This window comes from Streptomyces sp., assembly GCF_031181705.1.
Taxonomy (GTDB): Bacteria; Actinomycetota; Actinomycetes; order Streptomycetales; family Streptomycetaceae; genus Streptomyces.
Window position 1 is genome coordinate 1 of sequence record NZ_JAPSKN010000009.1, and the last position, 24344, is coordinate 24344.

Consider the following 24344-nt stretch of genomic DNA (forward strand, 5'->3'; position numbering starts at 1 on the left):
GAGGGAGTCGATGAAGTCGGCGAGGGTGGCGTTGGCGAACCGGTGCCGGGCGAAGTGGGTGTTGATGCCGGCGAGGAAGTCCTTCTCGCCGAGCCAGGCGACGAGCTGCCGCAGGGCGCCGGCGCCCTTGGCGTAGGAGATGCCGTCGAAGTTGAGCAGCGCGGAGGCGGTGTCGTCGACGGCCTCGGGGGCGACGGGGTGGGTGGAGGGGCGCTGGTCGGCGTCGTAGCCCCAGGACTTGCGGGTGACGCCGAAGTCGGTCCAGGTGTCGGTGAAGCGGGTGGCCTCGGTGAGGGTCTGGTAGCCCATGTATTCGGCGAACGACTCGTTCAGCCAGATGTCGTCCCACCACTTGAGGGTGACGAGGTCGCCGAACCACATGTGGGCCATCTCGTGGGCGACGACCATCGCGCGGGTCTGGCGCTCGGTGTCGGTGACGGCGGAGCGGTAGACGAACTCGTCGCGGAAGGTGACCAGTCCGGGGTTCTCCATGGCGCCCGCGTTGAACTCGGGGACGAAGGCCTGGTCGTAGGAGTCGAAGGGGTAGGGCTCGTCGAACTTCTCGTGGTAGCGGTCGTAGCACGCGCGCGTGATGTCGAGGAGTTCGTCGGCGTCGGCGTCCAGGTAGGGGGCGAGGGAGCGCCGGCAGTGCAGGCCGAAGGGCAGGCCGCGGTGCTCGGTGCGCACCGAGTGCCAGGGGCCGGCGGCGACCGCGACGAGGTAGGTGGAGATCGGCGGGGTGGGGGCGGCCCGCCAGTGGCCGTCGCCGGTGTGCTCGGTGATGCCGTTGGCGAGGACGGTCCACTCCTGCGGGGCCCGCACCGACAGCTCGAAGACGGCCTTGAGGTCGGGCTGGTCGAAGGCGGCGAAGACCCGCTGGACGTCGTCCAGGAACAGCTGCGTGTAGACGTAGGTCGCGTCGTCGGTGGGGTCGGTGAAGCGGTGCATGCCCTCGCCGGTGCGGGAGTAGCGCATGGCCGCGTGCATGCGCAGTTCGTGCTCGCCGGCGGTGAGGTTCTTCAGCGGCAGCCGGTTGCCGTCCAGGGCTTCCGGGTCCAGGGGGTGTCCGTCGAGGGTGACGGAGCGCAGCTCGGCGGGCTTGATCTCGACGAAGGTGTCACCGTCCGCGCGGGCACTGAACGCGATCCGGGTGTGGGAGTCGAAGGTCTCGTCCCCGCCGGTCAGGTCCAGTTCGATGGTGTAGCGGTGGACGTCGAGGAGCTCTGCTCGGGTCTGCGCTTCGTCGCGCGTCAGTACGGACATGCGTGACATGCTGCCTGATGGCACCGGCAAGGCACAGGGGCGGATCGGTACGTGCGCAATGTCCGGTCTACGTGCGGTCCTTTTCCAGCTCCCCGGCGTGCGCCCCCACGGGCCGCTGGGACGGCACGCGCGCGTCGGGGTGCGGCAGGCGCGGTGGGCGGGGGGTGGCGTCGGTGTGCTCCCGGACGAGGGTGCGCAACCGGTGTACCTCGCGCTGCAGGGCGAGGTGGCGCTGGTGGGTGTCGTAGAGGTAGCGGACCTTGGTGCGCAGGGCCCAGGGGTCCACGGGTTTCAGGACCAGGTCGGCGACGCCGAGGCCGAAGGCGGCGGTGGTCAGTTCCTGGTCGACGCCGAAGCCGGTGAGCAGGATGACCGGGATGTGCTGGGTCTGTTCGACGCGCCGCATGTAGCGCACGACCTCCAGGCCGCTCACGCCGGGCATGCGCACGTCGAGCAGCAGCAGGCCGACCTGGCCGCGCAGGACCTGCTTGAGTGCCTCGTCGCCGCTGGTGGCCCGGCCGAGCTGGTAGCCCAGCGGGGCCAGGGCGCTCTCCAGCGCGTACAGCGTGTCCTCGTGGTCGTCGACGATGAGGACCCTGGTATCCGACGGCATGGCCCGACGCCCCTTCCTCGTGGAGGACCAGAGTAGTGCGGGACGCTGACGGGCCGTGCTCGTCAGCTGACATGCTGTGCACAGCGCAGCATGCCCCGTGCGGGCCGCCCTGTCACTCCCCCGTGGCCGGTTACCGGCGGTCGCGGTGCGGTGTCCGGGTCAGTCTCCGGTGGCGGCCGTGCCGTTGGCGGTGGTGACGTTGGCGGCCGTGACGTTGAGCGTCTCGTCCGCGATGCGCTCGTGGTGGCGAATGACCTCGGCGACGATGAAGTTGAGGAACTTCTCGGCGAAGGCCGGGTCCAGTTTGGCGTTCTCGGCGAGGGCGCGCAGCCGGGCGATCTGGCGGGCCTCGCGCGCCGGGTCGGCGGGCGGCAGCTGGTGTTCGGCCTTGAGGTGGCCGACCTGCTGGGTGCACTTGAAGCGCTCGGCGAGCATGTGCACGACGGCCGCGTCGATGTTGTCGATGCTGTCGCGCAGCCGGCCGAGCTCCTCGCGGACGGCCGGGTCGACGTCGTCGGGACGGGTGTTGCTGGTGGTCATGGGGCGTCAGCCTACGGGGGCCGGGCGGGACCGCAGCGGGTCGTCTCACCCTTCGGCCGGAGTGAGCCGCTTGTGGAAGCAGACGTCCTCGTGGCCGCCGGGTACGCCCTCGATCCGGCCCCGTTCCCGGTAGCCGAGGCGGGGGTAGAAGCCGGGGGCCTGGAAGGTGTAGGTGGAGACGATCATGTCGGTGCAGCCGCGCCGGGCCGCCTCGGTCTCCGCCGCGCGCATCAGCCGGCTGCCCCAGCCGGCGTGCCGCAGGTCGTCGCGCACCCAGAGCATGTCGACGGAGCACAGGCTGCCCCAGGTCCAGGCGGTGAGCCCGCCGGCCAGTTCGCCGGTCTCGTCGGTGACGCGGACGGAGAGGGGCTCGGTGGTGGCCCCCGCGGCGGCGGTGTTGAAGGCGGTGAGCTCCTCGTCGAGCCGCTTTTCGAGGTCGTCGTCCCGGCCGCCCACGCTGAGCGCGGCGGCGACGGAGCGCTGGTCGCTGGTCATGGCCCGGATTGTGCCGGGGCCCCGGGGGTGAGGACGACCGGTTTTCGTCGCGGCCGCGCCCCTCCGTGGCGCGCCCGGCCCTCGTACAGTGGAACCGGGTTCCGGCGTCTTGGGGGTGAGGCGTGGCGAACGACGGGCCGGTCGAGCACGGCTACCCGCATCTGGAGACGGTGCGGGCCGCCATCACGGCGCTGTACAGGCGCCTGTCGTACGACACGATCCAGACCTTCGCGGCCAGCGTGCTCCCCGCCGACGTGGCGTTCTGCGACACCGACGACCTGTATCTGGGGGCGCAGCGGGTCGCGCACGAGCTGGTGCGGCACTACCGGCTGCCGGACGCGCGGCTGATCGTGAGCTTCCGGCAGATGCGGCAGGCGGCGAACGTCGAGCTGGCGGCGGGGCCGGAGTACTTCGTGGAGCTGAACGACCGGTTCCGTACGCATCGGCGGGACATCGGGGCGGCCCTGGCGCATGAGGTGACGCATGTGTACCTGCACCGCCTGGACCTGTCCTTCCCCGGCGTGCGGGACAACGAGATCCTCACGGACACGGCGACGACGTACCTGGGCGCGGGGTGGCTGCTGCTGGACGCCTACCGGGAGGACGGGGCGTCGTCGCAGAAGCTGGGGTACCTGACGCCGGAGGAGTTCGGGTACGTGCTGGCGAAGCGGGCGCTGGTGTTCGGCGAGGACCCGTCGGTGTGGTTCACCAGTGCGCAGGCGTACCGGGCGTACGAGCGGGGCAGGGAGCTGGCCCGGCGGGACGAGCAGCAGCCGCCGCTGACCGCGGCGGGTTGGGCGGGGCGGCGACGGTACGCCCGGGACCGGCGGCACGCGTTGGAGGGGCCGCAGCCGGGGGTGCGGTACGCGTTCTCGCCCGACGCGGGCGGACGGCTGCGGGTGTCGTTCCCCTGTCCCACCTGTCACCAGCGGATCAGGGTGCCGGTGAAGGGACGGGTCCGGGCACGGTGCGCGCTGTGCGGGAGCGTGCTGGAGTGCGACACGTAGGCCCCCGCTGGGCCCTGGGCGCGTCCGGCGGCCCGGAACGATCACCCACGGGCGGGGGCGGGCTCAGGCCCGCGTTCAGTGCCCGTGATCGCCGCTGGTGATCTCCCGGTACTCCTCCACCGTCGGCTTCTCGATCCGCGCGTCCGGCCCGAACATGGCGTGGGCGAGCCGGGCCCGCACCCGCTGGGACCGCTTGACCCTGCGCCGCACTCCCCCGGCGTCGACCTCGGGCCCGACCGTGTACGGCGGGTGCTGCTCGTGCTGGGTGAGGGTGAACAGGTCCGCCTGCGCGAGCGGTTCGTGCACCTCGATGTACTCGCCGGTGGGCAGCCGTTTGACGGTGCCGGTCTCCCTGCCGTGCAGGACCTTGGCGCGGTCGCGGCGCTGCAGGCCCATGCAGATCTTCTTGGTGACGAGGAAGGCGACGACCGGCAGCACGAAGACGCCGATCCGCACGAACCAGGTGATGGCGTTGATGGACAGGTGCAGATGGGTGGCGACGATGTCGTTGCCGCCGCCGATCAGCAGCACCGCGTACAGGGTCAGCCAGGCCACGCCCAGGCCGGTGCGGACGGGCACGTTGCGCGGCCGGTCCAGGATGTGGTGCTCGCGCTTGTCGCCGGTGATCCACGCCTCGACGAAGGGGTAGACCCCGAGGGCGAGCAGGATCAGCGGGAACAGCGAGAAGGGGATGAACACGCCGAGGACGAGCGTGTGGCCCCAGAGGTTGATCTCCCATCCCGGCATCACCCGGATCAGTCCCTCGGAGAAGCCGAGGTACCAGTCGGGCTGGGCGCCGGTGGTGACCAGGTCGGGCCGGTAGGGGCCGAAGGCCCACACGGGGTTGATCTGGGCGATGGCGCCCATCACCGTCAGCACACCGAAGACGAGGAAGAAGAAACCGCCCGCCTTGGCCAGGTAGACGGGCAGGAAGGGCATCCCGACGACCGACCGCTCCTGGCGTCCGGGCCCCGGGAACTGGGTGTGCTTGTGGTAGAAGACCAGGATCAGATGGGCGGCCACCAGGCCCAGCATGATCCCCGGCAGCAGCAGCACATGGACCGGGAAGAGGCGCGAGATGATGTCGTCGCCCGGGAACTCGCCGCCGAAGAGGAAGAACGCCACGTACGTGCCGACGATCGGGATGGACAGGATCGCCCCGTGCGCGAAGCGCAGGCCGGTGCCGGACAGCAGGTCGTCGGGGAGGGAGTAGCCGGTCAGGCCGGTGATGATGCCGAGCATCAGCAGGGTCCAGCCGAAGACCCAGTTGAGCTCGCGCGGCTTGCGGAAGGCGCCCGTGAAGAACACCCGCATCATGTGGACCAGCATGCCGGTGATGAAGACCAGCGCCGCCCAGTGGTGGATCTGCCGGATCAGCAGCCCGCCGCGCACGTCGAAGCTGATGTCCAGGGTGGATTCGAACGCCCTGGACATCAGGACGCCGTTGAGCTCTGTGTAGGAGCCGTTGTAGACGACCTCCTGCATGCTCGGCTCGAAGAACAGGGTGAGGTAGACGCCGGTGAGGATCAGCACGACGAAGCTGTAGAGGGTGACCTCGCCGAGCATGAAGGACCAGTGGTCCGGGAACACCTTGCGCATGTTGGCCTTGGCCAGCGCGTAGAGCCCCAGCCGGCCGTCCGCCCAGTCGGCGAGCTTCTCTCCCTTGCCCGCGGGGGCTTCCCTGCGGGCAGGGGCCGCCCCGTACACCCGTCGTGCGCCGTCGTCGCCCATGCGTCGTCGCCTCCCCGTCGGATCCCTCCCAGCGTGGCACGGCTGCCCGGCGGCGCCAACGGGGCGAGGGGGTTGCTACGCCAAGGGGGCGAGCGCGCCGCTCAGCGCCTGCCGGGCTCCCGCACGATGCCCGCGGCCCTGGCGGCCACCAGCCACTTCGGGAACTCCCCCACCAGCCGGTCGTACAGCTCGCCGTCCGGCACCCGGCCGGGGTCCTCGCCCGCGTGGAAGAACCCGGCGTTGTCCACGACCCGCTTGCCGGGCACGGCCAGCTCGTCGAGCTTGCGCAGGAAGTCGAACTGCTTGCTGCGCGGGTCGCCGAAGCCGATGAACTGCCAGAACAGCGGGAGCCGCGCCGCCTTGCACAGATACCGTTCCGCGGCGAGCTTGTTGATCGGCCCGCCGTCGGTCTGGAAGACGACCAGGGCGGGCTCTGCCGTCCCGCTGTCGAGGTAGTGGTCGATCACGGCGTCCATGGCCAGGTGGTAGCTGGTCTTGCCCATGTGCCCGAGCCCGGCCACGATCCGCTCGATGCGCCCCTGGTGACCGGCCAGGGCGATCTCCGTCTCGGCGTCGACGTCGGTGGAGAAGAACACCACGGGCACGGTGCCGTCGTCGTCGAGGTGCGCCGACAGCCCGAGCACCCGGTCGGCCAGCGCCTGCACGCTGCCGTCCTTGTAGTAGGGCTTCATCGAGCCGGAGTAGTCGACCACGAGGTAGACCGCGGCGCGCAGTCCGTCCAGTCCGTGTTTCGTGAGGGAGACCCCGGCGCTCTTGTACAGGTCCACCAGCGCGGGAGCGGTCTCCTGCACCTTGGTCAGACTGATCGCGGTCATGGCCTCACTCTCTCACTCCTCGGCGACCACTCCGTCGCTCAGCTCCAGCACCCGGTCGGCCAGTCCGAGGAGTTGGGGGTCGTGGGTGGCGACGAGGGCCGTGACGCCCTCGCTGCGGACCACCGCCCGCAGCAGTTCCATCACCGCCAGGCCGGTGGCGGCGTCGAGCTGCCCGGTCGGCTCGTCGGCGAGCAGCAGCGCCGGACGGTTGGCGAGGGCCCGGGCGATGGCGACCCGCTGCTGCTGACCGCCGGAGAGTTCGGCGGGCCGCTGTGCCTCGTGGCCGGTGAGACCCACCAGCGCCAGCAGCAGCGCCACCCGTTCCTCACGCTCGCGCGGCTCGGCCCGGCGCAGCCGCAGCGGTACGCCCACGTTCTCCGCGGCGGTGAGGATCGGGATGAGCCCGAAGGACTGGAAGACGAAACCGATCCGGTCGCGGCGCAGGAGCAGCAGTTCGCTCTCGCTCAGCGCCGACAGGTCGGTGCCGTCCAGGACGACGCGACCGCGCTGCGGGGCGTCGAGGCCCCCGATCACGTGCAGCAGTGTCGACTTGCCGGAGCCGGAGCGGCCCTTGAGGGCGACCAGTTCACCGCGCCGGACGGCGAAGGAGGCGCCGCGCAGCGCGTGCACGGCCGCGGCCCCGGTGCCGTAGGAGTGGTGCAGGTCCTCCACCCGCAGCATCGGCTCGCCGGAGGTGTCGCCGGCGAGGGCGGCGGCGGACCCCGGGCTGGTGTTCTCGGTCATCACCGCATCCCATACGGAACCGGTCCGGACGGTCAAGAGCTGAACAACCCGGCTTCGAACGCATGTGCTCGGCTGCCACGTCCGTGATATGCATGCCGAGTTGGGGTGACGACGGCTCGGCCATGGGGTGGGGGAAGCGTGACGGGCTTGCTGCTGCTGCGTCTGCGGGCGCATCGGCTGCTTCTCTCGGCCGCCCTGCTCGCCGTGGTGCTGACCACCTCGGTCCTCGCCGCCCTCACGGCCTTCTCCGACTCCGTCGGGGACGCGGCGCTGCGCGGCACCCTGGGCGGCCGGTCCGCGGTCTCCGCCTCCCTCGTCGTGGAGGCGGACGTCCCTGGCCCGCGGCGCGAGGCGGCGCAGCGGGCCGTGGTGCGCGGGGCGCGGGAGGCGTTCGGCGGGCTGCCGGTGACCGTGCGGCGGCTGGAGCGGACGGGTCCGTACGCGCTGCCCCGTTCCCTCCAGGACGCCGACGCGCGTGCCGGGGATCCCGACCTGACGCTCCTCGCCGCCCTGGACCGGTCACGGATCAGGTTGGTGTCGGGGGCTTTCCCGGGCCCGGTGCCCGCCTCCCGCGGCGCCGCCGTCCCGGTCGCCCTGCCCGAGTCGGCCGCCGAGCGGCTGGGGCTGCGGGCCGGCGCGCGGCTCACGCTCACCGACCGGCTGGACGGCGCGCCGCTGCGGATCCGGGTGACCGGCGTGTACCGGCCGGCCGACGGCTCGGATCCGTACTGGCAGGTGGACACGCTCGGCGGCCAGGGCGTGCGCACCGTCGCCTTCACGACCTTCGGGCCGCTGCTCGCGGACGCGTCGGCGCTCGCCTCCGGCCGCACCTCCGCTGACGGCACCGGCTGGGTGGCGACGGCCGACTACCGGAGACTCACCACCGACGGCATCGGCGCGCTCCGCGCGGCGACCGTCCGCGGGGCCGCGGCGCTGCGCCGGGAGCCGGCGCTCGGGGGCCGGGCGGACGTGCGCACCGAACTGCCCGAGGTGCTCGACCGGACCGAGCGGGCGCTGCTGGTGTCCCGCTCCACGCTGCTGATCGTCTCCGTGCAGCTGGTGCTGCTCGCCGGGTACGCGCTGCTGCTGGTGGCGCGGCTGCTGGGCGGCGAACGGGCGGGCGAGACCGGGCTGCTGCGGGCCAGGGGCGCCTCGCGCGGCCGGATCGCGGGGCTGGCCGCGCTGGAGGCGCTGCTGCTGGCGGTGCCCGCCGCGGTCTGTGCCGCGCTGCTGTCCGGCCCGCTGGCCCGGCTGCTGGCCCGGTGGTCCGCGCTCGACGGGATCGGGCTGCGGCTGGGCACCGCCCCGTCGGGCGGGGTGTGGCTGGTCGCGGGCGCGGTGGCCCTGGCGTGCGCGGCGGCGGTCGTGGCGCCCGCGCTGGCGGCGACGGCCGGAACGGCGGTGCGGCTGCGGCGGGTCCGTGCCGCGACGACGGCCGCACCCGTGCGGGCGGGAGCCGACGTGGGGCTGCTGCTGATCGCCGGGGTGGCGTACTGGCAGCTGGAGCGGCAGACCGACGCGAGCGGCGGTGGGGCACTCAGCCGGGACCGCGCCGGCGAACTGGACATCGATCCGCTGCTCGTCGCGGCGCCCGCGCTGGCGCTGCTGGCGGGCACGGTGCTGACGCTGCGTCTGCTGCCGCTCGCGGCCCGGCTGGCGGAGCGGCGGTCCGCCCGGGGGCGCGGGCTGCCGGCGGCGCTGGCGGGCTGGCAGTTCAGCCGGCGGCCGCTGCGCGGGGCGGGTCCGGTGCTGCTGCTGGTCGTCGCCGTGGCGACCGGCATGCTGGCGATCGGGCACGGCGCCTCCTGGGACCGCTCGCAGGACGACCAGGCCGACTTCCGCACGGGCGCCGACGTACGCGTCCTCGACCACCGGCCGGGCAGCCCAGGCCAGACCGGCCTCTACGCCGCGCTGCCCGGGGCCCGGGCAGCGGCTCCCGCGCACCGCGCCGCCCTGTCCCTGTCCGGCGACCGGGAGGCGACGGTCCTCGTCCTCGACACCGCGCACGCGAGGGACGGGATGCTGATGCGCGGCGACCTCGCCGACGAGCCCCCGGAGCGGCTGCTGCGCCACCTGGCGCCGCCCGCGCCGGAGCAGGACCGGGCCGTGCGGCTCCCCGACGGCACCCGGCGGCTCGCCCTCGACGTGCGGATCGGCGACACGCGGGCCCGGACCGGACGCTCCCCCTCGCGGCGGGCGCCCGCGCTCACGGCGGTCGTCGAGGACCGGTACGGCATCGGGTACCGGCTGGGCGCCGGGACCGTTCCGGTGGACGGCCGGGTGCACCGGCTCACGCTGGACCTGGACGGGACGGCGGCGGGCCGCCGTGCCGCCCCGGCCGGACCGTTGCGGCTCACCGGGATGCAACTCGACGACACCGCGCCCCCCGGCCGCCCCGAGACCCACCGGCTCACCGTCGAACGGCTGCTGGCCAGCGGCCCCGGCGGCCCCGAGCGGACCGTCCCGGTGGCCGCCGGGACCCGCTGGCGCGGCGAGCGGTCCGTCACGCAGAACGGCGAGGTCCTCGCCCGGTCGGCGGTGCGGCCCGCCGGGCCGGGGGCAGCGGGGCCGGGGACCGCGCCCCTGACGGTGTCGTACGGCACCGGGTCCGCCGCGGACGCCGACGACGCCACCGGCGATCCGCCGGTGTACACCGTCCGTCTCTCGACCGCCGGGGAGGCGGCGCCGCCGCGCCTGTCCGCCGTCGCCACCGAGGACTTCCTGCGGGCGGCGGGGGCCGCGCCCGGCGACACCGTCGATGTGCCGCTGGCCGGGGAGCGGCTGCGCGTGCGGATCGTCCGGTCGGTCGAGGCGCTGCCGACCACGGGCACCGGCCTCGGCGGGGACGACACGGACGGCGGGGCGCTGCTGCTCGATCTGCGGGCCGTCGACGCCGTGCTGGCGCACCGGGCCAGCGCGCCGCTCGTCCCCACCGAGTGGTGGGTGAGCACCGCTCCCGGCAGGGCCGCCGAGGTCGCCGCCGGGCTGCGGGCACGTCCCGACCTCACGGCCCGGCAGGTGCTGGTGCGGGACGAGACGGCGGCCGAACTGCTGCGCGATCCGCTGGGCGCCGGGCCGCGCTCGGCGCTGACGGCGGTGGCGGTGGCCGCCGTGCTCCTCGCCGCCGGGGGCTTCGCGGTGAGTGCCGCCGGGGCGCGGCGCGAGCGGTCCGCGGAGTTCGCGGTACTGCGCGCGCTGGGCGCACCACGCCGTGACCTGGCCCGGCTCGTCGCCACGGAGCAGAGCCTGCTCGTCGGCGCCGGGCTGCTCGCCGGGCTCGGCCTCGGCGCGGTGCTGGCCCGGGCCGTCGTGCCGCTGATCGTGCTGACCTCCGGCGCCGCGCGACCGGTGCCGCCGGTGCTCGTCGAACTGCCGCCGGCCCGGCTGGCCCTGCTCCTCGCGGGGGTGGCCGCGCCGCTGCTGCTGATCACCGCCGCGTCGGCGCTGCGCCGGGCCGAACCGGCGGTCGTGCTCCGCCACCAGGGGGATGACTGAGATGCCGTCGCACGCGCAGGGGGCGCCCTGGGTGCGGACCCGGCTGCGGACCGCGCCCTGGTCCGCCGTCGCGCTCGGGGTGCTGGTGCTGGTCACGGCGTTCCTCGCGGCCGTACTGCCCCGGGCCGTCGAGGTGTACGAGACGGACGGGCTGCGCGCGGCCGTCGCCGGGGCCTCGCCCGAGTCGACCGTGCTGGAGCTCAAGACGCCCCAGCCCGGGCTCGAACGGACGGACGGGGCCCGTGCGGACGCGGTCCGCCCGGAGGCGCTCGCGGCGGTCGAAGCCCAGGCGCGGGCCCTGCTGCCCGAGCCGCTGCGGGCGGACCCGGCGCAGTCGGCGTACGGGGTGCGGACCGCGAAGAGCCTGCAGGCGCTGGACCGTTGGCTGCCCCGGCCGGACGGGCTGCCGCCCCGCTTCACCCTGCTCGCGCAGTCGGGGGCGGCCGGTCACGCCACCGTCCGGGAGGGCCGGCTGCCCGCGGCCGGCCGGGTGGGGGTGGACACCAGGGCGGTGGAGGGTGCCGTGACCCGCGAGACCGCCCGCGCGCTGCGGTTGCGGGTCGGCTCCACGCTCACCCTGGCCGAGTACCCGGACCGGCCGCTGACCGTGCGGATCACCGGCGTCCTCGAACCCCGGCAGCCGCAGCGCAGTTACTGGTCGGCGGAGCCGGTCCTGCGCAGCCCGACCCTGGCCGTCAGCTCGGGCCGTCCGCCGCAGTTCTACTGGGAGGCGGGTGTTCTGCTCGCGCCCGGGGCGGCGCCCGCGCTGCTCGGCGGGCAGGGCGAGCCGGAGCGGTACTGGCGGTTCGCGCCGGCCACCGGGCGGCTCACCGGTTCGGACGCCCCGGCGCTGGTCGCGGCGGTCGCGTCCCTGGAGGACGGGCCCGCTCTGGTGCGGATGCGCGGGGCGGCCGGCCCGACCGCGCAGTTGTTCACCGGTCTGGAGCAGGTGATCGGCGCCCACACGCGGACCCGGGAGGCGATCACGCCCGTGGTCGGCGTGGCGGTCTTCGGGATCGCCGCGGTCGCCGTCGTCGTACTGCTGATGAGCGGGGGCCTGGCCGCCGCCCGCCGGGACGCCGAGCTCGCCCTGCTGCGCGCCCGGGGCGCCTCGCTGCGCGGCATCGCCGGGCGGCTGCTGGCCGAGACCGCGGTGCCGGTGGTGCCCGCGGCGGTCTGCGGCCTGCTGCTCGCGCTGCTCGTGGTGGACGGGGCCCGGCTGCTGCCCGCCCTGCTCGGGGCGGGCGCCGTGGCCCTGCTCGCCGGTGCCGCGCTGCCGGTGCGCGCGGTCGTGGCGCAGCGCAGGCCGCGGGCGCACCGGGAACGCGACGACCTCGCCCACGCCAGGCCGGGCGGGCGCCGCGCGGTCGCCGAACTGACCGTGCTGGTGCTGGCCGTCGGCTCGGTGGCGGCGCTGCGCCGCCGCGGTACGGAAGGGCCGGGCGATCTGCTGGTGAGCGCCGCGCCGGTGCTCGTCGGGGTGGTGGCCGCGCTGGTCCTGGTACGGCTGTACCCGCTGCCGCCGCGGTGGGCCGCCGGCCCGGCCGGGCGGCTGCGCGGGGTGGTCGGGTTCCTGTCGCTGGCCCGCTCGGGCCGCTCCCCGGCGGCGGTCGCCGTCCTGCCGCTGCTCGCCCTGCTGATCGCGCTGACGACGGCCGCCTTCGGCGGGTCGGTGCTGACGGGCGTGGCGGACGCGCGGGAGCGGGCCGCGCTGCTGGCCACCGGCGCGGACGCGCGGCTGGACACGGCCGACGGCTCGCCGCTCCCTGCGGGGCTGGCCCGGGCGGTCCGGGGGGTGCCGGGCGTACGGCAGGTCACGGCGGTGGGTTTCGCGTACGCGGCGGACGGCGCGTCCGACCGGACGCGTTCGCTTCCGGTGATCGGCGTGGAGCCGGACACCTACGCCCGGGTCGCCCGGCAGACGGGGCTCGGGGGCTTCCCGGCGGACCGGTTGGGATCGGCGGACGGGGTGCTGGGCGCCGTCGCCTCGCCCGGGGTCGCCGAGCGGTTCGGGCGGGGACCGCGCCGGCTCGCGACCGACAGTGGGGTGGTCACCGTGCGGATCACCGCGGTGAACCCTCGCACCCCGGCGGCCCCGGAGGGAGAGTTCCTGCTCGTCGACGCGGCGGGAGTCGAGCGCTTCGCCGGTCCCACGACCCTGCTGGCGGCCGGTGCCGGGCTCGACGCGAAGGCGCTGCGGGCTGCCGTGCGCGGCGCCGGGGCCGGCCTCTCGGTGACCGTGCGTGCCGAGGAGCGCGCGGCGCTGGCCGACTCCCCGCTGCAGACGGGTGCCGAGCGCGTCTACGTCTGGGCCGTCGTCGCGGGCGCGGGCTACGCCGTCCTCGCCCTGGTCCTCGGCCTGCTGCGGACCGCGCCGGAGCGGGCCGCGCTGCTGGCCCTGCTGCGCACCCTGGGCCTGACGACGGGCCAAGGGCGGCGGCTGCTCGGCCTGGAGGCGCTGCCGCAGGCCCTGCTGGCGGCCGGCGGGGGCGTGGCCGCCGGCTGGGCCGCGGTACGGCTGCTCGCCCCCGGCGTCGACCTGGGCCGGCTGGCCCTGTCCGGAACGCCCGGGGCCACGGTGCCGGGTGGTGCCGTGCTGCGGGCCGACCCCTGGTCGCTGGTCCTGCCGGCCGCTGTCACGGTGCTGCTGGCGGGGGCGGTGGCCGTCGCGCAGGCCTGGTGGGCGGGGCGCCGGACACCGATCACTCACCTCAGAGCGGGAGACATGCGATGAGCCCTACGACGGAGTCGCTCGCGGAGCTGGAGCGGCGGGCGACGCGCCACCGTGACCGGCCCGCGTACGGGCACGACGCCCTGATCGCCTGCGACCGGCTGGTGCGGATCTTCGCCAGGCGCGGCGGCGGGGACGCCGTGGAGGTGCAGGCGCTGCAAGGGCTCGATCTGCTGGTGCGCGAGGGCGAGTTGATGGCCCTGGTGGGGGCGTCCGGCAGCGGCAAGTCGACCCTGATGAACATCCTCGCGGGCCTGGACGTCCCGACCGCGGGCTCCGCGAGGGTCGCGGGCCGCGATCTGCTGACGATGGACGCCAAGGCGCGGCTGCGCTACCGGCGGGAGGTGGTCGGCTTCGTCTGGCAGCAGACGGCCCGCAACCTGCTGCCGTATCTGACGGCGGCGCAGAACGTCGCCCTGCCGATGGAGCTGGCGGGCCGGGCGCGGCGGAAGCGGGCCGCGCGGGCCGGTGAGCTGCTGTCCCTGCTGGGCGTCGCCGACTGCGCCGACCGGCGCCCGCGGCAGATGTCCGGCGGCCAGCAGCAGCGCGTGGCGATCGCCGTCGCCCTGGCCAACGACCCGGCCGTGCTGCTCGCGGACGAGCCGACCGGAGAGCTGGACTCGGCGACCGGGCAGCAGGTCTTCGCGGCGTTCCGCCGGGCCAATGAGGAGCTGGGCACGACGATCGTCGTCGTCACGCACGACCAGGGGGTCGCCGGCGAGGTCCGCCGCACGGTCGCGATCCGTGACGGCCGCACCTCCACGGAGGTCCTGCGCCGCACGGAGGTCGACGCGACGGGCCGGGAGTCGCTGGTGGCGCGCGAGTACGCGATGCTCGACCGCGCGGGCCGCCTGCAGCTCCCCGCCGAGTACACGGCGGCCCTGGGCATGCGGGACCGGGTGCTGCTGGAGCTGGAGGAGGACCACGTCCAGGTGTGGCCCGACGGGAACGGGACCGGGGACGGGGACGGCTGAGAGCGGGAACGACTGAGCACGGAAAACGGCTGGGGACGTGCGACGGCGCCTGCCCGGTCGTCCGGTCGGGGACAGTGGGGCAGGCGCCGTCGGTGTTCCGTACGCCTTTGTACGGGACGTGGTGGGGGCGCGCGTCAGACCATCAGCGCACGGTCCGTCGGGCGGATCGGGGCCGGCAGGTCGCTGGCGCCGGTCAGGAAGCGGTCGACGCCCCTCGCGGCCGAGCGGCCCTCCGCGATCGCCCAGACGATGAGCGACTGGCCGCGGCCGGCGTCACCGGCGACGAACACGCCCGGCACGTTGGTCTGCCAGTCGGCGTCGCGGGCGATGTTGCCGCGCTCGTCGAGCTCCAGGCCGAACTGCTCGACCAGGCCGTTCTCCCGGTCGGTGCCCGTGAAGCCCATGGCGAGCGTGACCAGCTGGGCGGGGATCTTGCGCTCCGTGCCCGGCTTCGGCGTCAGCCTGCCGTCGACGAACTCCACCTCGGTGAGGTGCAGCCACTGGACGTTGCCGTCCTCGTCGCCCTCGAAGTGAGTCGTCGAGACCGAGTAGACGCGCTCGCCGCCCTCCTCGTGGGCCGAGGTGACCTTGTACAGCATGGGGAAGGTGGGCCAGGGCTGGTTGACCGGGTGCCGCTCGTCGTTCGGGCGGGGCATGATCTCCAGCTGCGTGACCGAGGCCGCGCCCTGGCGGTGGGCGGTGCCGACACAGTCCGCGCCGGTGTCGCCGCCGCCGATGACCACGACGTGCTTGCCCTCGGCCGAGATCGGGGGCGCCACGAAGTCGCCCTCCTGCACCTTGTTCGCCAGGGGCAGGTACTCCATGGCCTGGTGGATGCCCTTGAGCTCGCGGCCGGGCACCGGCAGGTCACGGGCGGTCGTCGCGCCCACGGCCAGGACCACGGCGTCGTACCGCTTCTTCAGGTCGGTCGCCTTGAGGTCGCGGCCGATCTCGACACCGGTGCGGAAGCGGGTGCCCTCCGCGCGCATCTGCTCGATGCGGCGGTTGATGTGCCGCTTCTCCATCTTGAACTCGGGGATGCCGTAGCGCAGGAGGCCGCCGATGCGGTCCGCGCGCTCGTAGACGGCGACGGTGTGCCCGGCGCGGGTCAGCTGCTGGGCGGCGGCGAGACCGGCCGGGCCCGAGCCGACGACCGCGACGGTCTTGCCCGAGAGGCGCTCCGGGATCTGCGGGGCGACGTCCCCGGTCTCCCACGCCTTGTCGATGATCGAGACCTCGACGTTCTTGATGGTGACCGGCGGCTGGTTGATGCCGAGCACACACGCCGACTCGCAGGGAGCGGGGCACAGGCGGCCGGTGAACTCCGGGAAGTTGTTGGTGGCGTGCAGGCGCTCCTGCGCGGCCGACCAGTCCTCGCGGTAGGCGTAGTCGTTCCACTCGGGGATGAGGTTCCCGAGCGGGCAGCCGTTGTGGCAGAACGGGATGCCGCAGTCCATGCACCGGCTGGCCTGCTTGCTGATGATCGGCAGCAGGGAGCCGGGGACGTAGACCTCGTTCCAGTCCTTGACGCGCTCCTCGACGGGGCGGGACTTGGCGACCTCGCGCCCGTGGTTCAGGAAGCCCTTCGGGTCAGCCATTGATCGCCGCCTCCATCATCTTCTCGTGGGTCTCGGTCTCGGAGAGACCGGCTCGCTCGGCGGCGTCCTTGGCGGCGAGCACTGCCTTGTACGTGCTGGGGATGATCTTGCTGAAGCGCTCGACGGCGGTGTCCCACTCGGCCAGGAGCTTCTCGGCGACGGTGGAGCCGGTCTCCTCCCGGTGGCGGCGGACCACGTCGTGCAGCCACTGCCGGTCGGTGTCGTTAAGCGCCTCGATCGCGTCCAGGTTGCCGGCGTTGACGTTGTCCCGGTCGAGGTCGATCACGTAGGCGATACCGCCGGACATGCCGGCCGCGAAGTTGCGGCCCGTCTCGCCGAGCACCACCGCGTGACCGCCGGTCATGTACTCGCAGCCGTGGTCGCCCACGCCCTCGGAGACGACCGTCGCGCCGGAGTTGCGGACGCAGAACCGCTCACCGGTCTTGCCGCGCAGGAACATCTCGCCGCCGGTGGCGCCGTAGCCGATGGTGTTGCCGGCGATGACGCTGTACTCGGCGAGGTGGTCGGCCGCGCGGTCCGGGCGGACGATGATCCGGCCGCCGGACAGGCCCTTGCCGACGTAGTCGTTGGCGTCGCCCTCCAGGCGCAGCGTGACACCGCGCGGCACGAAGGCGCCGAAGGACTGGCCGGCGGAGCCGGTGAAGGTGATGTCGATGGTGTCGTCGGGCAGGCCCGCGCCACCGAACTTCTTCGTCACCTCGTGGCCGAGCATGGTGCCGACCGTGCGGTTGATGTTGCGGATCTGCACCTGGGCGCGGACCGGCTGGGCCTCGGTGGCGTCGGAGGCGGCCAGGGCGTCGGCGGCGAGCTTGATCAGCTGGTTGTCGAGCGCCTTCTCCAGGCCGTGGTCCTGCGCGATGAGCTGGTGGCGCACCGCGCCCTCGGGCAGCTCGGGCACGTGGAACAGCGGCTCCAGGTTCAGGCCCCGCGCCTTCCAGTGGTCGACCGCGCGGGTGACGTCGAGGGCCTCGGCGTGACCGACGGCCTCCTGGATGGAGCGGAAGCCCAGCTCGGCCAGGAGCTCGCGGACCTCCTGGGCGATGTACTGGAAGAAGTTGACGACGTACTCGGCCTTGCCGTTGTACCGCTCGCGCAGCACCGGGTTCTGCGTGGCGATGCCGACCGGGCAGGTGTCCAGGTGGCAGACGCGCATCATGACGCAGCCGGAGACCACGAGCGGCGCGGTCGCGAAACCGAACTCCTCGGCGCCGAGGAGCGCGGCGATGACGACGTCACGGCCGGTCTTCAGCTGGCCGTCGGTCTGCACGACGATGCGGTCGCGCAGGCCGTTGAGCAGCAGCGTCTGCTGGGTCTCCGCCAGGCCCAGCTCCCAGGGGCCACCGGCGTGCTTCAGCGAGGTGAGCGGGGAGGCACCCGTACCACCGTCGTGACCGGAGATCAGCACCACGTCCGCGTGCGCCTTCGACACACCCGCCGCGACGGTGCCGACGCCGACCTCGGAGACCAGCTTGACGTGGATGCGCGCCTGGGGGTTGGCGTTCTTCAGGTCGTGGATCAGCTGGGCCAGGTCCTCGATGGAGTAGATGTCGTGGTGCGGCGGCGGGGAGATCAGGCCCACGCCGGGCGTCGAGTGCCGCGTCTTGGCGACCCACGGGTAGACCTTGTGGCCGGGCAGCTGGCCGCCCTCGCCGGGCTTGGCGCCCTGGGCCATCTTGATCTGGATGTCGTCGGAGTTGACCAGGTACTCGGAGGTCACGCCGAAGCGGCCGGAGGCGACCTGCTTGATGGACGACCGGCGGGCCGGGTCGTACAGGCGCTCCGGGTCCTCGCCGCCCTCACCGGTGTTGGACTTGCCGCCCAGCTGGTTCATGGCGATGGCGAGGGTCTCGTGCGCCTCCTGCGAGATGGAGCCGTACGACATGGCGCCCGTGGAGAACCGCTTGACGATCTCGGAGACCGGCTCGACCTCGTCGATCGGGATGGGCTCCCGGTCGGACTTGAAGCCGAACAGGCCGCGCAGCGTCATCAGCCGCTCGGACTGCTCGTTCACGCGCGCGGTGTACTTCTTGAAGATGTCGTAGCGGCCGGAGCGCGTGGAGTGCTGCAGGCGGAAGACCGTCTCCGGGTCGAACAGGTGCGGCTCGCCCTCGCGGCGCCACTGGTACTCACCGCCTATGTCCAGCGCGCGGTGCGCCGGGGCGATGCCGGAGGCCGGATAGGCCTTGGCGTGCCGGGCGGCGACCTCCTTGGCGATGACGTCGATGCCGACGCCGCCGATCTTGGTGGCCGTGCCGTTGAAGTACTTGTCGACGAAGGCCTCGTCGAGACCGACGGCCTCGAAGACCTGGGCGCCGCGGTAGGAGGCGACGGTCGAGATGCCCATCTTGGACATGACCTTCAGCACGCCCTTGCCGAGGGCGTAGATGAGGTTGCGGATGGCCTGCTCGGGCTCGATGCCGGGCAGGAAGGTGCCGGCGCGGACCAGGTCCTCGACGGACTCCATCGCCAGGTAGGGGTTGACGGCGGCGGCGCCGTAGCCGATGAGCAGGGCGACGTGGTGGACCTCGCGGACGTCGCCGGCCTCGACCAGCAGGCCCACCTGGGTGCGCTGCTTGGTGCGGATGAGGTGGTGGTGGACGGCCGCGGTGAGCAGCAGCGACGGGATCGGCGCGTGCTCGGCGTCGGAGTGGCGGTCCGACAGGACGATCAGGCGGGCGCCGTTCTCGATGGCGGCGTCGGCCTCGGCGCAGATCTCCTCGATCCGCGCGGCGAGCGCGTCACCGCCGCCGTGCACCCGGTACAGGCCGGACAGGGTCGCGGCCTTGAAGCCGGGCATGTCGCCGTCGGCGTTGATGTGGATGAGCTTGGCCAGCTCGTCGTTGTCGATGACCGGGAAGGGCAGCAGGACGCTGCGACAGGAGGCCGCGTTCGGCTCCAGCAGGTTGCCCTGCGGGCCGAGGGAGCTGCGCAAAGAGGTGACCAGTTCCTCGCGGATGGCGTCCAGCGGCGGGTTGGTGACCTGCGCGAACAGCTGCGTGAAGTAGTCGAAGAGCAGGCGCGGGCGGTCCGACAGCGCGGCGATCGGCGAGTCGGTGCCCATCGAGCCGATCGGCTCGGCACCGGCCTTGGCCATCGGCGCGAGGATGACGCGCAGCTCCTCCTCGGTGTAGCCGAAGGTCTGCTGGCGGCGGGTGACCGAGGCGTGGGTGTGGACGATGTGCTCGCGCTCGGGCAGGTCGGACAGCTCGATCTCGCCCGCTTCCACCCACTCCTGGTAGGGGTGCTCGGCGGCGAGCTGGGCCTTGATCTCGTCGTCCTCGATGATGCGGTGCTCGGCGGTGTCGACGAGGAACATGCGGCCGGGCTGCAGGCGGCCCTTGCGGACGACCTTGGCCGGGTCGATGTCCAGGACGCCGACCTCGGAGCCGAGGACGACGAGGCCGTCGTCGGTGACCCAGTAGCGGCCGGGGCGCAGGCCGTTGCGGTCGAGGACGGCGCCGACCTGGGTGCCGTCGGTGAAGGTGACGCAGGCGGGGCCGTCCCAGGGCTCCATCATCGTGGAGTGGAACTGGTAGAAGGCGCGCCGGGCCGGGTCCATGGAGTCGTGGTTCTCCCACGCCTCCGGGATCATCATCAGCACCGAGTGCGGCAGGGAGCGGCCGCCCAGGTGCAGCAGCTCCAGGACCTCGTCGAAGGAGGCGGAGTCGGAGGCGTCGGGCGTACAGATCGGGAAGATCCGCTCGATCGTCCTGTCGTCGGAGCCGAACAGGTCCGACACGAGCTGCGACTCGCGGGCGACCATCCAGTTGCGGTTGCCCTTGACGGTGTTGATCTCACCGTTGTGCGCGACGAAGCGGTACGGGTGTGCGAGCGGCCACGACGGGAAGGTGTTCGTCGAGAACCGGGAGTGCACGAGCGCGATCGCGGAGGCGAAGCGGCGGTCGGACAGGTCGGGGAAGAAGGGCTCCAGCTGGCCGGTGGTCAGCATGCCCTTGTAGACGATCGTGCGGGCCGACAGCGACGGGAAGTAGACACCGGCCTCGCGCTCGGCGCGCTTGCGCAGCACGAAGGCCTTGCGGTCGAGGTCGATGCCCGTGGCGGGCACGGCCGCGCCGTCGGTGACGAAGATCTGGCGGAAGAGCGGCATGGTCGACCGGGCGGTGGCGCCGAGCAGCTGGGGAGCGACGGGGACCTCGCGCCAGCCGAGGACGGTCAGGCCCTCGTCGGCGGCGATCGTCTCGATCTGTGAGACGGCCTCGGCGGCGGCGTGCTCCGGCAGGAAGGCGATGCCCACCGCGTAGGCACCGGCCTCGGGGAGTTCGAATCCGGCCACCTCGCGGAAGAAGGCGTCCGGGACCTGCGACAGGATGCCGGCGCCGTCGCCCGAGTCGGGCTCGGAGCCGGTGGCACCGCGGTGTTCGAGGTTGCGCAGGACGGTCAGAGCCTGCTCGACCAGGGTGTGGGACGCCTCGCCGGTAAGGGTGGCGACGAAGCCGACGCCGCAGGCGTCGTGCTCGTTGCGGGGGTCGTACATACCCTGCGCAGCAGGGCGAGCATCCATGAACGACCAGTTCTGGCCATTCGCGGAGTGCTGGGACGGCTGGCGCGGCGTACGCATCGGCTCTCCCGTCGTCGTCATCTGGCATGTGCAAGTGCCGAGGGACGACGTTGGCCCTCTGCGTGATCGCAAAATTTCGTGCAGGTTACATGATGGAGCGGTTCTCGGGAACCGGGATAACCCGTTCCACCATGCGGACACCGCGGTCTCGCGGCGGGGGTTCCGCGCCGACGGTGGAAGCTGTGGGGGGCCGCTACGGAACGACCGGGTGAGATCGATGTCCGTCGGGCCCGACGGCGGGACAGGCGTCTTCGCCCGGCCCGCTGAGGCGCGCGGTGGGCCTCATTGCCCACAGCGCTTGGGGCTCATGCCCGGTGGTTGCGCGCTCGAAACCAGCGGGTAACGGTTACTTATGCGGCCCCTCGCATAAGTCCGAGCCGCGCTATCCTACGGCCGTTCCGAACAGAGTGCCCAGGGCGTACGTCACACCGGCCGCCGCGCCGCCCAGGAGCAGCTGGCGCAGACCGCTGTACCACCAGGTGCGCGCCGTCACCTTCGCCACCACAGCGCCGCACAGGAAGAGTCCCAGCAGCGCCAGCAGCACGACCGGCCACATACTGCTCGCCCCCAGCAGATACGGCAGCACGGGCACGAGCGCGCCCAGCGCGAAGGAGCCGAAACTCGACACCGCGGCCACGGTGGGCGAGGGCAGGTCACCCGGGTCGATGCCCAGTTCCTCCCGGGCGTGGATCTCCAGCGCCTGCTCGGGATCCTTCGACAGTTGCCGGGCCACCTCGCGGGCCAGCCGCGGTTCGACCCCGCGCGCCTCGTAGAGGGCGGCCAGCTCGGCCTCCTCGTCCTTGGGGTGCTTGCGCAGCTCGCGCCGCTCCACGTCCAGCTCGGCCTCGACCAGCTCGCGCTGCGACGCCACGGAGGTGTACTCACCGGCGGCCATGGAGAACGCGCCGGCGGCCAGACCGGCCAGTCCGCTGAGGACGACGGTGTGCTGGCTGACCGACCCGCCCGCGACGCCGGTCATCAGGGCCAGGTTGGAGACGAGGCCGTCCATCGCACCGAAGACGGCGGGACGCAGCCAGCCGCCGTTCACGTCCCGGTGCGTGTGGTTGTCCCGGTGCGCCTCGTGCAGCGCCGCCTCGGTCTCGATGATGGCCATGGAAGAACCCCGCTCCCCTGCGTCGAACCAGCTACTTTGGACAAGTTCCAGAGTTTTACAACGCCAAAATTACGCCTCGAATTCCGTCCTCGCCAGCAAGGAAAGGCTGCTCTAACCTGCGGGTTCACCGTTTTCCGCTCACTTGATCATTACCTCGCCCAGATGTCGACCGGGTGATGCTGGGGCTCGTGAGGCTCTCCGGAGTCGTCGCAGTGGGACACATGCCGTATGGCATCGACCGCCTGCATCCCCTCCGTCCCGGCACCCGGGGACGCCGCCGGACTCCGCGCCCGGGCCCGCGGCGCGCTGCTGGGTCTGGCCGTCGGTGACGCCCTCGGGGCGCCGGCCGAGAACATGAAGCCGTCCGAGATCCGCGCGCGGTGGGGCCGCATCACGGGCTACGTGGCCGAGAAGCCGTCCGGCACGGACGACACCGAGTACGCGCTCTTCTCGGCCCTGCTGCTGGCCCGGCACGGCTCCGCGCTCACCCCGGCGCACGTCGAGGCGGCCTGGCACGAACTGATCGCCGACCGCGACGAGGGCCCCTTCCGGGGCGCCGGCTTCAGCGAACGCGGCACGCTGGAGAACCTGCGCCGGGGCCTGGCCGCACCCATCTCCGCCCAGCACCGGCACGCCTGGAGCGACGGCCTGGCCATGCGCGCGGCCCCCTTCGGGGTGTTCGCGGCGGGCCGCCCGGCGGAGGCGGCCCGGCTCGTCGCGATCGACGGCTCGGTGAGCCACGACGGCGAGGGCATCTACGGCGGCCAGGCGGTGGCGGCGGGCGTCGCCGCGGCCATGGCCGGCGCTCCGCCGGTCGCGGTGGTGGCCGCGGCCCTCGCGGTCGTGCCCGACGACTCCTGGACGGCCCGCAGCCTGCGCCGCGCGGTGGCGGTCGCCCACCGCGGCGAACGCGCGGTCCGCTCCGCGGTCGTCATCGGCGGCTACCCCTGGACCGACCTGGCCCCCGAGGCGGTCGCCCTCGCCTTCGGCGCGTACGCGGCGGCCGACGGCGACTTCGAGCAGTCCGTCCTGACGGCCGTGAACATGGGCCGCGACGCGGACACGACGGCGGCGGTCGCGGGCGCGCTGGCGGGCGCGACCCGGGGCGTCTCGGCCATCCCGGCGGCCTGGGCGGCGGCCATCACCCCGGCCAGGGGCTCCTGCCTGCCGGCGATGGCGGGCCACCACGTCCTGACCGTGGCGGACCTGCTGACCCCGGCGCCACCCACCGCGAAGCCGAACCCGACGGCCTTCACCCTGGCGCCCGACAGAACGGAACCCCTCGCATGACGACCCTGGACCCGACGACGACCCTGGACCCGACGACGGCCCCGGGCCCGACGACGGCCCTGGACCTCGAACCGGCGGCGGACGACGGCGCCCCTCCCGCCACACAAGAACCCCCCGCGGCCGCCGACGGCGAAGTCGCCCCACGGGAGGCCAGGACCCCTCGGGTGACAGTTACGGGCAGTGCGCGGGTGGGAGACAAAAGGGTTGAAGGCCTCCTGCTCGGACTGGCCGCCGGTGACGCCGCGGGATGGCCCGCCGCCCGCCACAGAGCCGCCCGCATGCCCGACTGGACCCGCCGCCTCACCCGCGAACTGGACACCTTCGCCGAGCACAACGCGACGACGACCCTCCCCGTCCCCATCGCCCTCAACCAGCCCCCGGAACCCCTCCGCCTGGGCCCCTCCGACGACGCGGAATGGGCGGCCTTCGCCGCGGAAGCCCTCCTGCGCGCAGGCGACGACACCGTCCTGAACGACCTGAGCCGAGACCGCCGCACCCGCGCCGCCATCGACCTGACCTGGAACGCCATCGCCTGCGAGGTCGCCGCCGCGGCGGACCGCGCCCCCGAGATCGAGTCCGCCGTCCTCCCCCTGCGCGCCCGCATCTCCGTCCGCGCCGGCCTCGGCAACCTCGCCACCGGCCTGCGCCCGCCCGCCACCGGCCACGACAACCCGCACTACTTCGACGACGCCGCCTGCCTCCGCGCCTGCGTCCTGGCCGTCGCCCACCCCGGCGAACCCCGGCGCGCCGCCGACCTCGCCGAGTTCGACGCCCGCTACACCCAGGACGGCGACGGCGTCCACGGCGCCCGCGCCATGGCGGCGGCCCTCGCCCTCGCCCTGGCCGGCGCCGGCGTCGACGCCTGCGTCACCGCCGCCCTCGCCGAGCTCCCCGAGGAGACGGAGATCGGCCGCAACGCCCGGCACGCCCTGCGGCTCGCCGCCGCAGCGGACGGCGCCTTCGCCCTCGTCCCGCCCCTGGAGCACCAGATCGTCGACCACGTCTACAGCTACGGCATCGCCGCCGCCGAAACCGTCCCGGTCGCCCTGGCCCTGGCCACCGCCGCCCGCGGCCGCATCACCGAGGCGGTCCCGGCGGCGGCCTGCCTGTCCCGGGTGGCGGACTCCGCCCCGGCCCTGGTGGGCGCCCTCACCGGCGCCCTCGGCGGCGGCGCGTCGATCCCCGCCTCCTGGCGGGACGCCTGCCGCACCCTCTCCGGCTGCGTCCTGCCCCGCCTCACCGGCACCGACCTCGTCGAACTCGCCGAACTCCTGGAAGCCGTACAACCGGCCCGCCCCGGTGGATGATGCGGC

At 73.6% G+C, this 24344-nt stretch carries 16 protein-coding genes; 6 read left to right on the plus strand and 10 right to left on the minus strand.

Annotation, left to right across the window (positions count from 1 at the left end; all coding sequences use genetic code 11):
• The 4 genes from pepN to RIN80_RS03555 all read right to left on the minus strand — a co-directional run.
• The coding region (pepN, locus tag RIN80_RS03540; protein ID WP_309093979.1) for an aminopeptidase N at positions 1-1272 on the minus strand (1272 nt) is incomplete at its 3' end.
• A gap of 58 nt (positions 1273-1330) precedes the next feature.
• On the minus strand, positions 1331-1876 hold the full coding sequence (locus tag RIN80_RS03545; RefSeq protein WP_309093980.1) for a response regulator: 546 nt from the start codon (positions 1874-1876) through the stop codon (positions 1331-1333).
• Positions 1877-2035: 159 nt separating this feature from the next.
• Positions 2036-2416 carry a chorismate mutase gene (locus RIN80_RS03550; RefSeq protein ID WP_309093981.1) on the minus strand — a complete coding sequence of 127 codons (381 nt, stop codon included), beginning with the start codon at positions 2414-2416 and terminating at the stop codon, positions 2036-2038.
• 45 nt (positions 2417-2461) lie between these two features.
• Positions 2462-2911, minus strand: coding sequence for a GNAT family N-acetyltransferase (locus RIN80_RS03555; RefSeq protein ID WP_309093982.1), 450 nt, complete (start codon positions 2909-2911; stop codon positions 2462-2464).
• Between the two features lie 122 nt (positions 2912-3033).
• Here RIN80_RS03555 and RIN80_RS03560 point away from each other — a divergent pair, with 122 nt between their 5' ends.
• On the plus strand, positions 3034-3918 hold the full coding sequence (locus RIN80_RS03560) for a hypothetical protein (RefSeq protein ID WP_309093983.1): 885 nt from the start codon (positions 3034-3036) through the stop codon (positions 3916-3918).
• Positions 3919-3993: 75 nt separating this feature from the next.
• On the opposite strand, the gene RIN80_RS03565 is transcribed toward RIN80_RS03560, so the two are convergent.
• From RIN80_RS03565 to RIN80_RS03575, 3 genes are all read right to left on the minus strand, one after another.
• Positions 3994-5649 (minus strand): cytochrome bc complex cytochrome b subunit, encoded by a 1656-nt coding sequence (locus tag RIN80_RS03565; protein ID WP_309093984.1) that lies wholly within the window; start codon positions 5647-5649, stop codon positions 3994-3996.
• A gap of 101 nt (positions 5650-5750) precedes the next feature.
• Positions 5751-6485 carry a VWA domain-containing protein gene (locus RIN80_RS03570; RefSeq protein WP_309093985.1) on the minus strand — a complete coding sequence of 245 codons (735 nt, stop codon included), beginning with the start codon at positions 6483-6485 and terminating at the stop codon, positions 5751-5753.
• A 12-nt stretch (positions 6486-6497) separates the two neighbouring features.
• Positions 6498-7229, minus strand: coding sequence for an ABC transporter ATP-binding protein (locus RIN80_RS03575; RefSeq protein ID WP_309093986.1), 732 nt, complete (start codon positions 7227-7229; stop codon positions 6498-6500).
• A gap of 138 nt (positions 7230-7367) precedes the next feature.
• Here RIN80_RS03575 and RIN80_RS03580 point away from each other — a divergent pair, with 138 nt between their 5' ends.
• Genes RIN80_RS03580 through RIN80_RS03590 form a run of 3 tightly spaced genes read left to right on the plus strand, consistent with a single transcriptional unit; the run spans position 7368 to position 14429 of the window.
• Positions 7368-10724 (plus strand): FtsX-like permease family protein, encoded by a 3357-nt coding sequence (locus tag RIN80_RS03580; protein WP_309093987.1) that lies wholly within the window; start codon positions 7368-7370, stop codon positions 10722-10724.
• Positions 10717-13458 (plus strand): ABC transporter permease, encoded by a 2742-nt coding sequence (locus RIN80_RS03585; protein ID WP_309093988.1) that lies wholly within the window; start codon positions 10717-10719, stop codon positions 13456-13458. Before RIN80_RS03580 ends, RIN80_RS03585 begins: the two co-directional genes overlap by 8 nt.
• Positions 13455-14429, plus strand: a complete 975-nt coding sequence (locus RIN80_RS03590; RefSeq protein ID WP_309093989.1) for an ABC transporter ATP-binding protein — start codon at positions 13455-13457, stop codon at positions 14427-14429. Before RIN80_RS03585 ends, RIN80_RS03590 begins: the two co-directional genes overlap by 4 nt.
• 134 nt (positions 14430-14563) lie before the next feature.
• On the opposite strand, the gene RIN80_RS03595 is transcribed toward RIN80_RS03590, so the two are convergent.
• The 3 genes from RIN80_RS03595 to RIN80_RS03605 all read right to left on the minus strand — a co-directional run bounded on the left by RIN80_RS03595 (position 14564) and on the right by RIN80_RS03605 (position 21741).
• Positions 14564-16027 carry a glutamate synthase subunit beta gene (locus tag RIN80_RS03595; protein ID WP_309093990.1) on the minus strand — a complete coding sequence of 488 codons (1464 nt, stop codon included), beginning with the start codon at positions 16025-16027 and terminating at the stop codon, positions 14564-14566.
• A complete protein-coding gene (gene gltB / locus RIN80_RS03600; protein ID WP_309094037.1) occupies positions 16020-20627 on the minus strand; it encodes a glutamate synthase large subunit in 4608 nt (1535 codons plus the stop codon). The genes RIN80_RS03595 and gltB overlap by 8 nt, the downstream gene beginning before the upstream one ends.
• 382 nt (positions 20628-21009) lie before the next feature.
• Positions 21010-21741, minus strand: coding sequence for a VIT1/CCC1 transporter family protein (locus RIN80_RS03605; RefSeq protein ID WP_309093991.1), 732 nt, complete (start codon positions 21739-21741; stop codon positions 21010-21012).
• A gap of 228 nt (positions 21742-21969) precedes the next feature.
• Here RIN80_RS03605 and RIN80_RS03610 point away from each other — a divergent pair, with 228 nt between their 5' ends.
• Positions 21970-23031 (plus strand): ADP-ribosylglycohydrolase family protein, encoded by a 1062-nt coding sequence (locus RIN80_RS03610; RefSeq protein ID WP_309093992.1) that lies wholly within the window; start codon positions 21970-21972, stop codon positions 23029-23031.
• Positions 23028-24338, plus strand: a complete 1311-nt coding sequence (locus tag RIN80_RS03615) for an ADP-ribosylglycohydrolase family protein (RefSeq protein WP_309093993.1) — start codon at positions 23028-23030, stop codon at positions 24336-24338. The genes RIN80_RS03610 and RIN80_RS03615 overlap by 4 nt, the downstream gene beginning before the upstream one ends.
• The last annotated feature ends 6 nt before the right edge of the window (positions 24339-24344 follow it).

What these genes read in the sequence shown, in the direction of transcription:
- RIN80_RS03545 (WP_309093980.1), bottom strand. Translation starts at nt 1,876, where the DNA reads ATGCCGTCGGATACCAGGGTCCTCATCGTCGACGACCACGAGGACACG.
- RIN80_RS03550 (WP_309093981.1), bottom strand. Translation starts at nt 2,416, where the DNA reads ATGACCACCAGCAACACCCGTCCCGACGACGTCGACCCGGCCGTCCGC.
- RIN80_RS03555 (WP_309093982.1), bottom strand. Translation starts at nt 2,911, where the DNA reads ATGACCAGCGACCAGCGCTCCGTCGCCGCCGCGCTCAGCGTGGGCGGC.
- RIN80_RS03565 (WP_309093984.1), bottom strand. Translation starts at nt 5,649, where the DNA reads ATGGGCGACGACGGCGCACGACGGGTGTACGGGGCGGCCCCTGCCCGC.
- RIN80_RS03570 (WP_309093985.1), bottom strand. Translation starts at nt 6,485, where the DNA reads ATGACCGCGATCAGTCTGACCAAGGTGCAGGAGACCGCTCCCGCGCTG.
- RIN80_RS03575 (WP_309093986.1), bottom strand. Translation starts at nt 7,229, where the DNA reads ATGACCGAGAACACCAGCCCGGGGTCCGCCGCCGCCCTCGCCGGCGAC.
- RIN80_RS03585 (WP_309093988.1), top strand. Translation starts at nt 10,717, where the DNA reads ATGACTGAGATGCCGTCGCACGCGCAGGGGGCGCCCTGGGTGCGGACC.
- RIN80_RS03590 (WP_309093989.1), top strand. Translation starts at nt 13,455, where the DNA reads ATGAGCCCTACGACGGAGTCGCTCGCGGAGCTGGAGCGGCGGGCGACG.
- RIN80_RS03595 (WP_309093990.1), bottom strand. Translation starts at nt 16,027, where the DNA reads ATGGCTGACCCGAAGGGCTTCCTGAACCACGGGCGCGAGGTCGCCAAG.
- gltB (WP_309094037.1), bottom strand. Translation starts at nt 20,627, where the DNA reads ATGCGTACGCCGCGCCAGCCGTCCCAGCACTCCGCGAATGGCCAGAAC.
- RIN80_RS03605 (WP_309093991.1), bottom strand. Translation starts at nt 21,741, where the DNA reads ATGGCCATCATCGAGACCGAGGCGGCGCTGCACGAGGCGCACCGGGAC.
- RIN80_RS03610 (WP_309093992.1), top strand. Translation starts at nt 21,970, where the DNA reads ATGGCATCGACCGCCTGCATCCCCTCCGTCCCGGCACCCGGGGACGCC.
- RIN80_RS03615 (WP_309093993.1), top strand. Translation starts at nt 23,028, where the DNA reads ATGACGACCCTGGACCCGACGACGACCCTGGACCCGACGACGGCCCCG.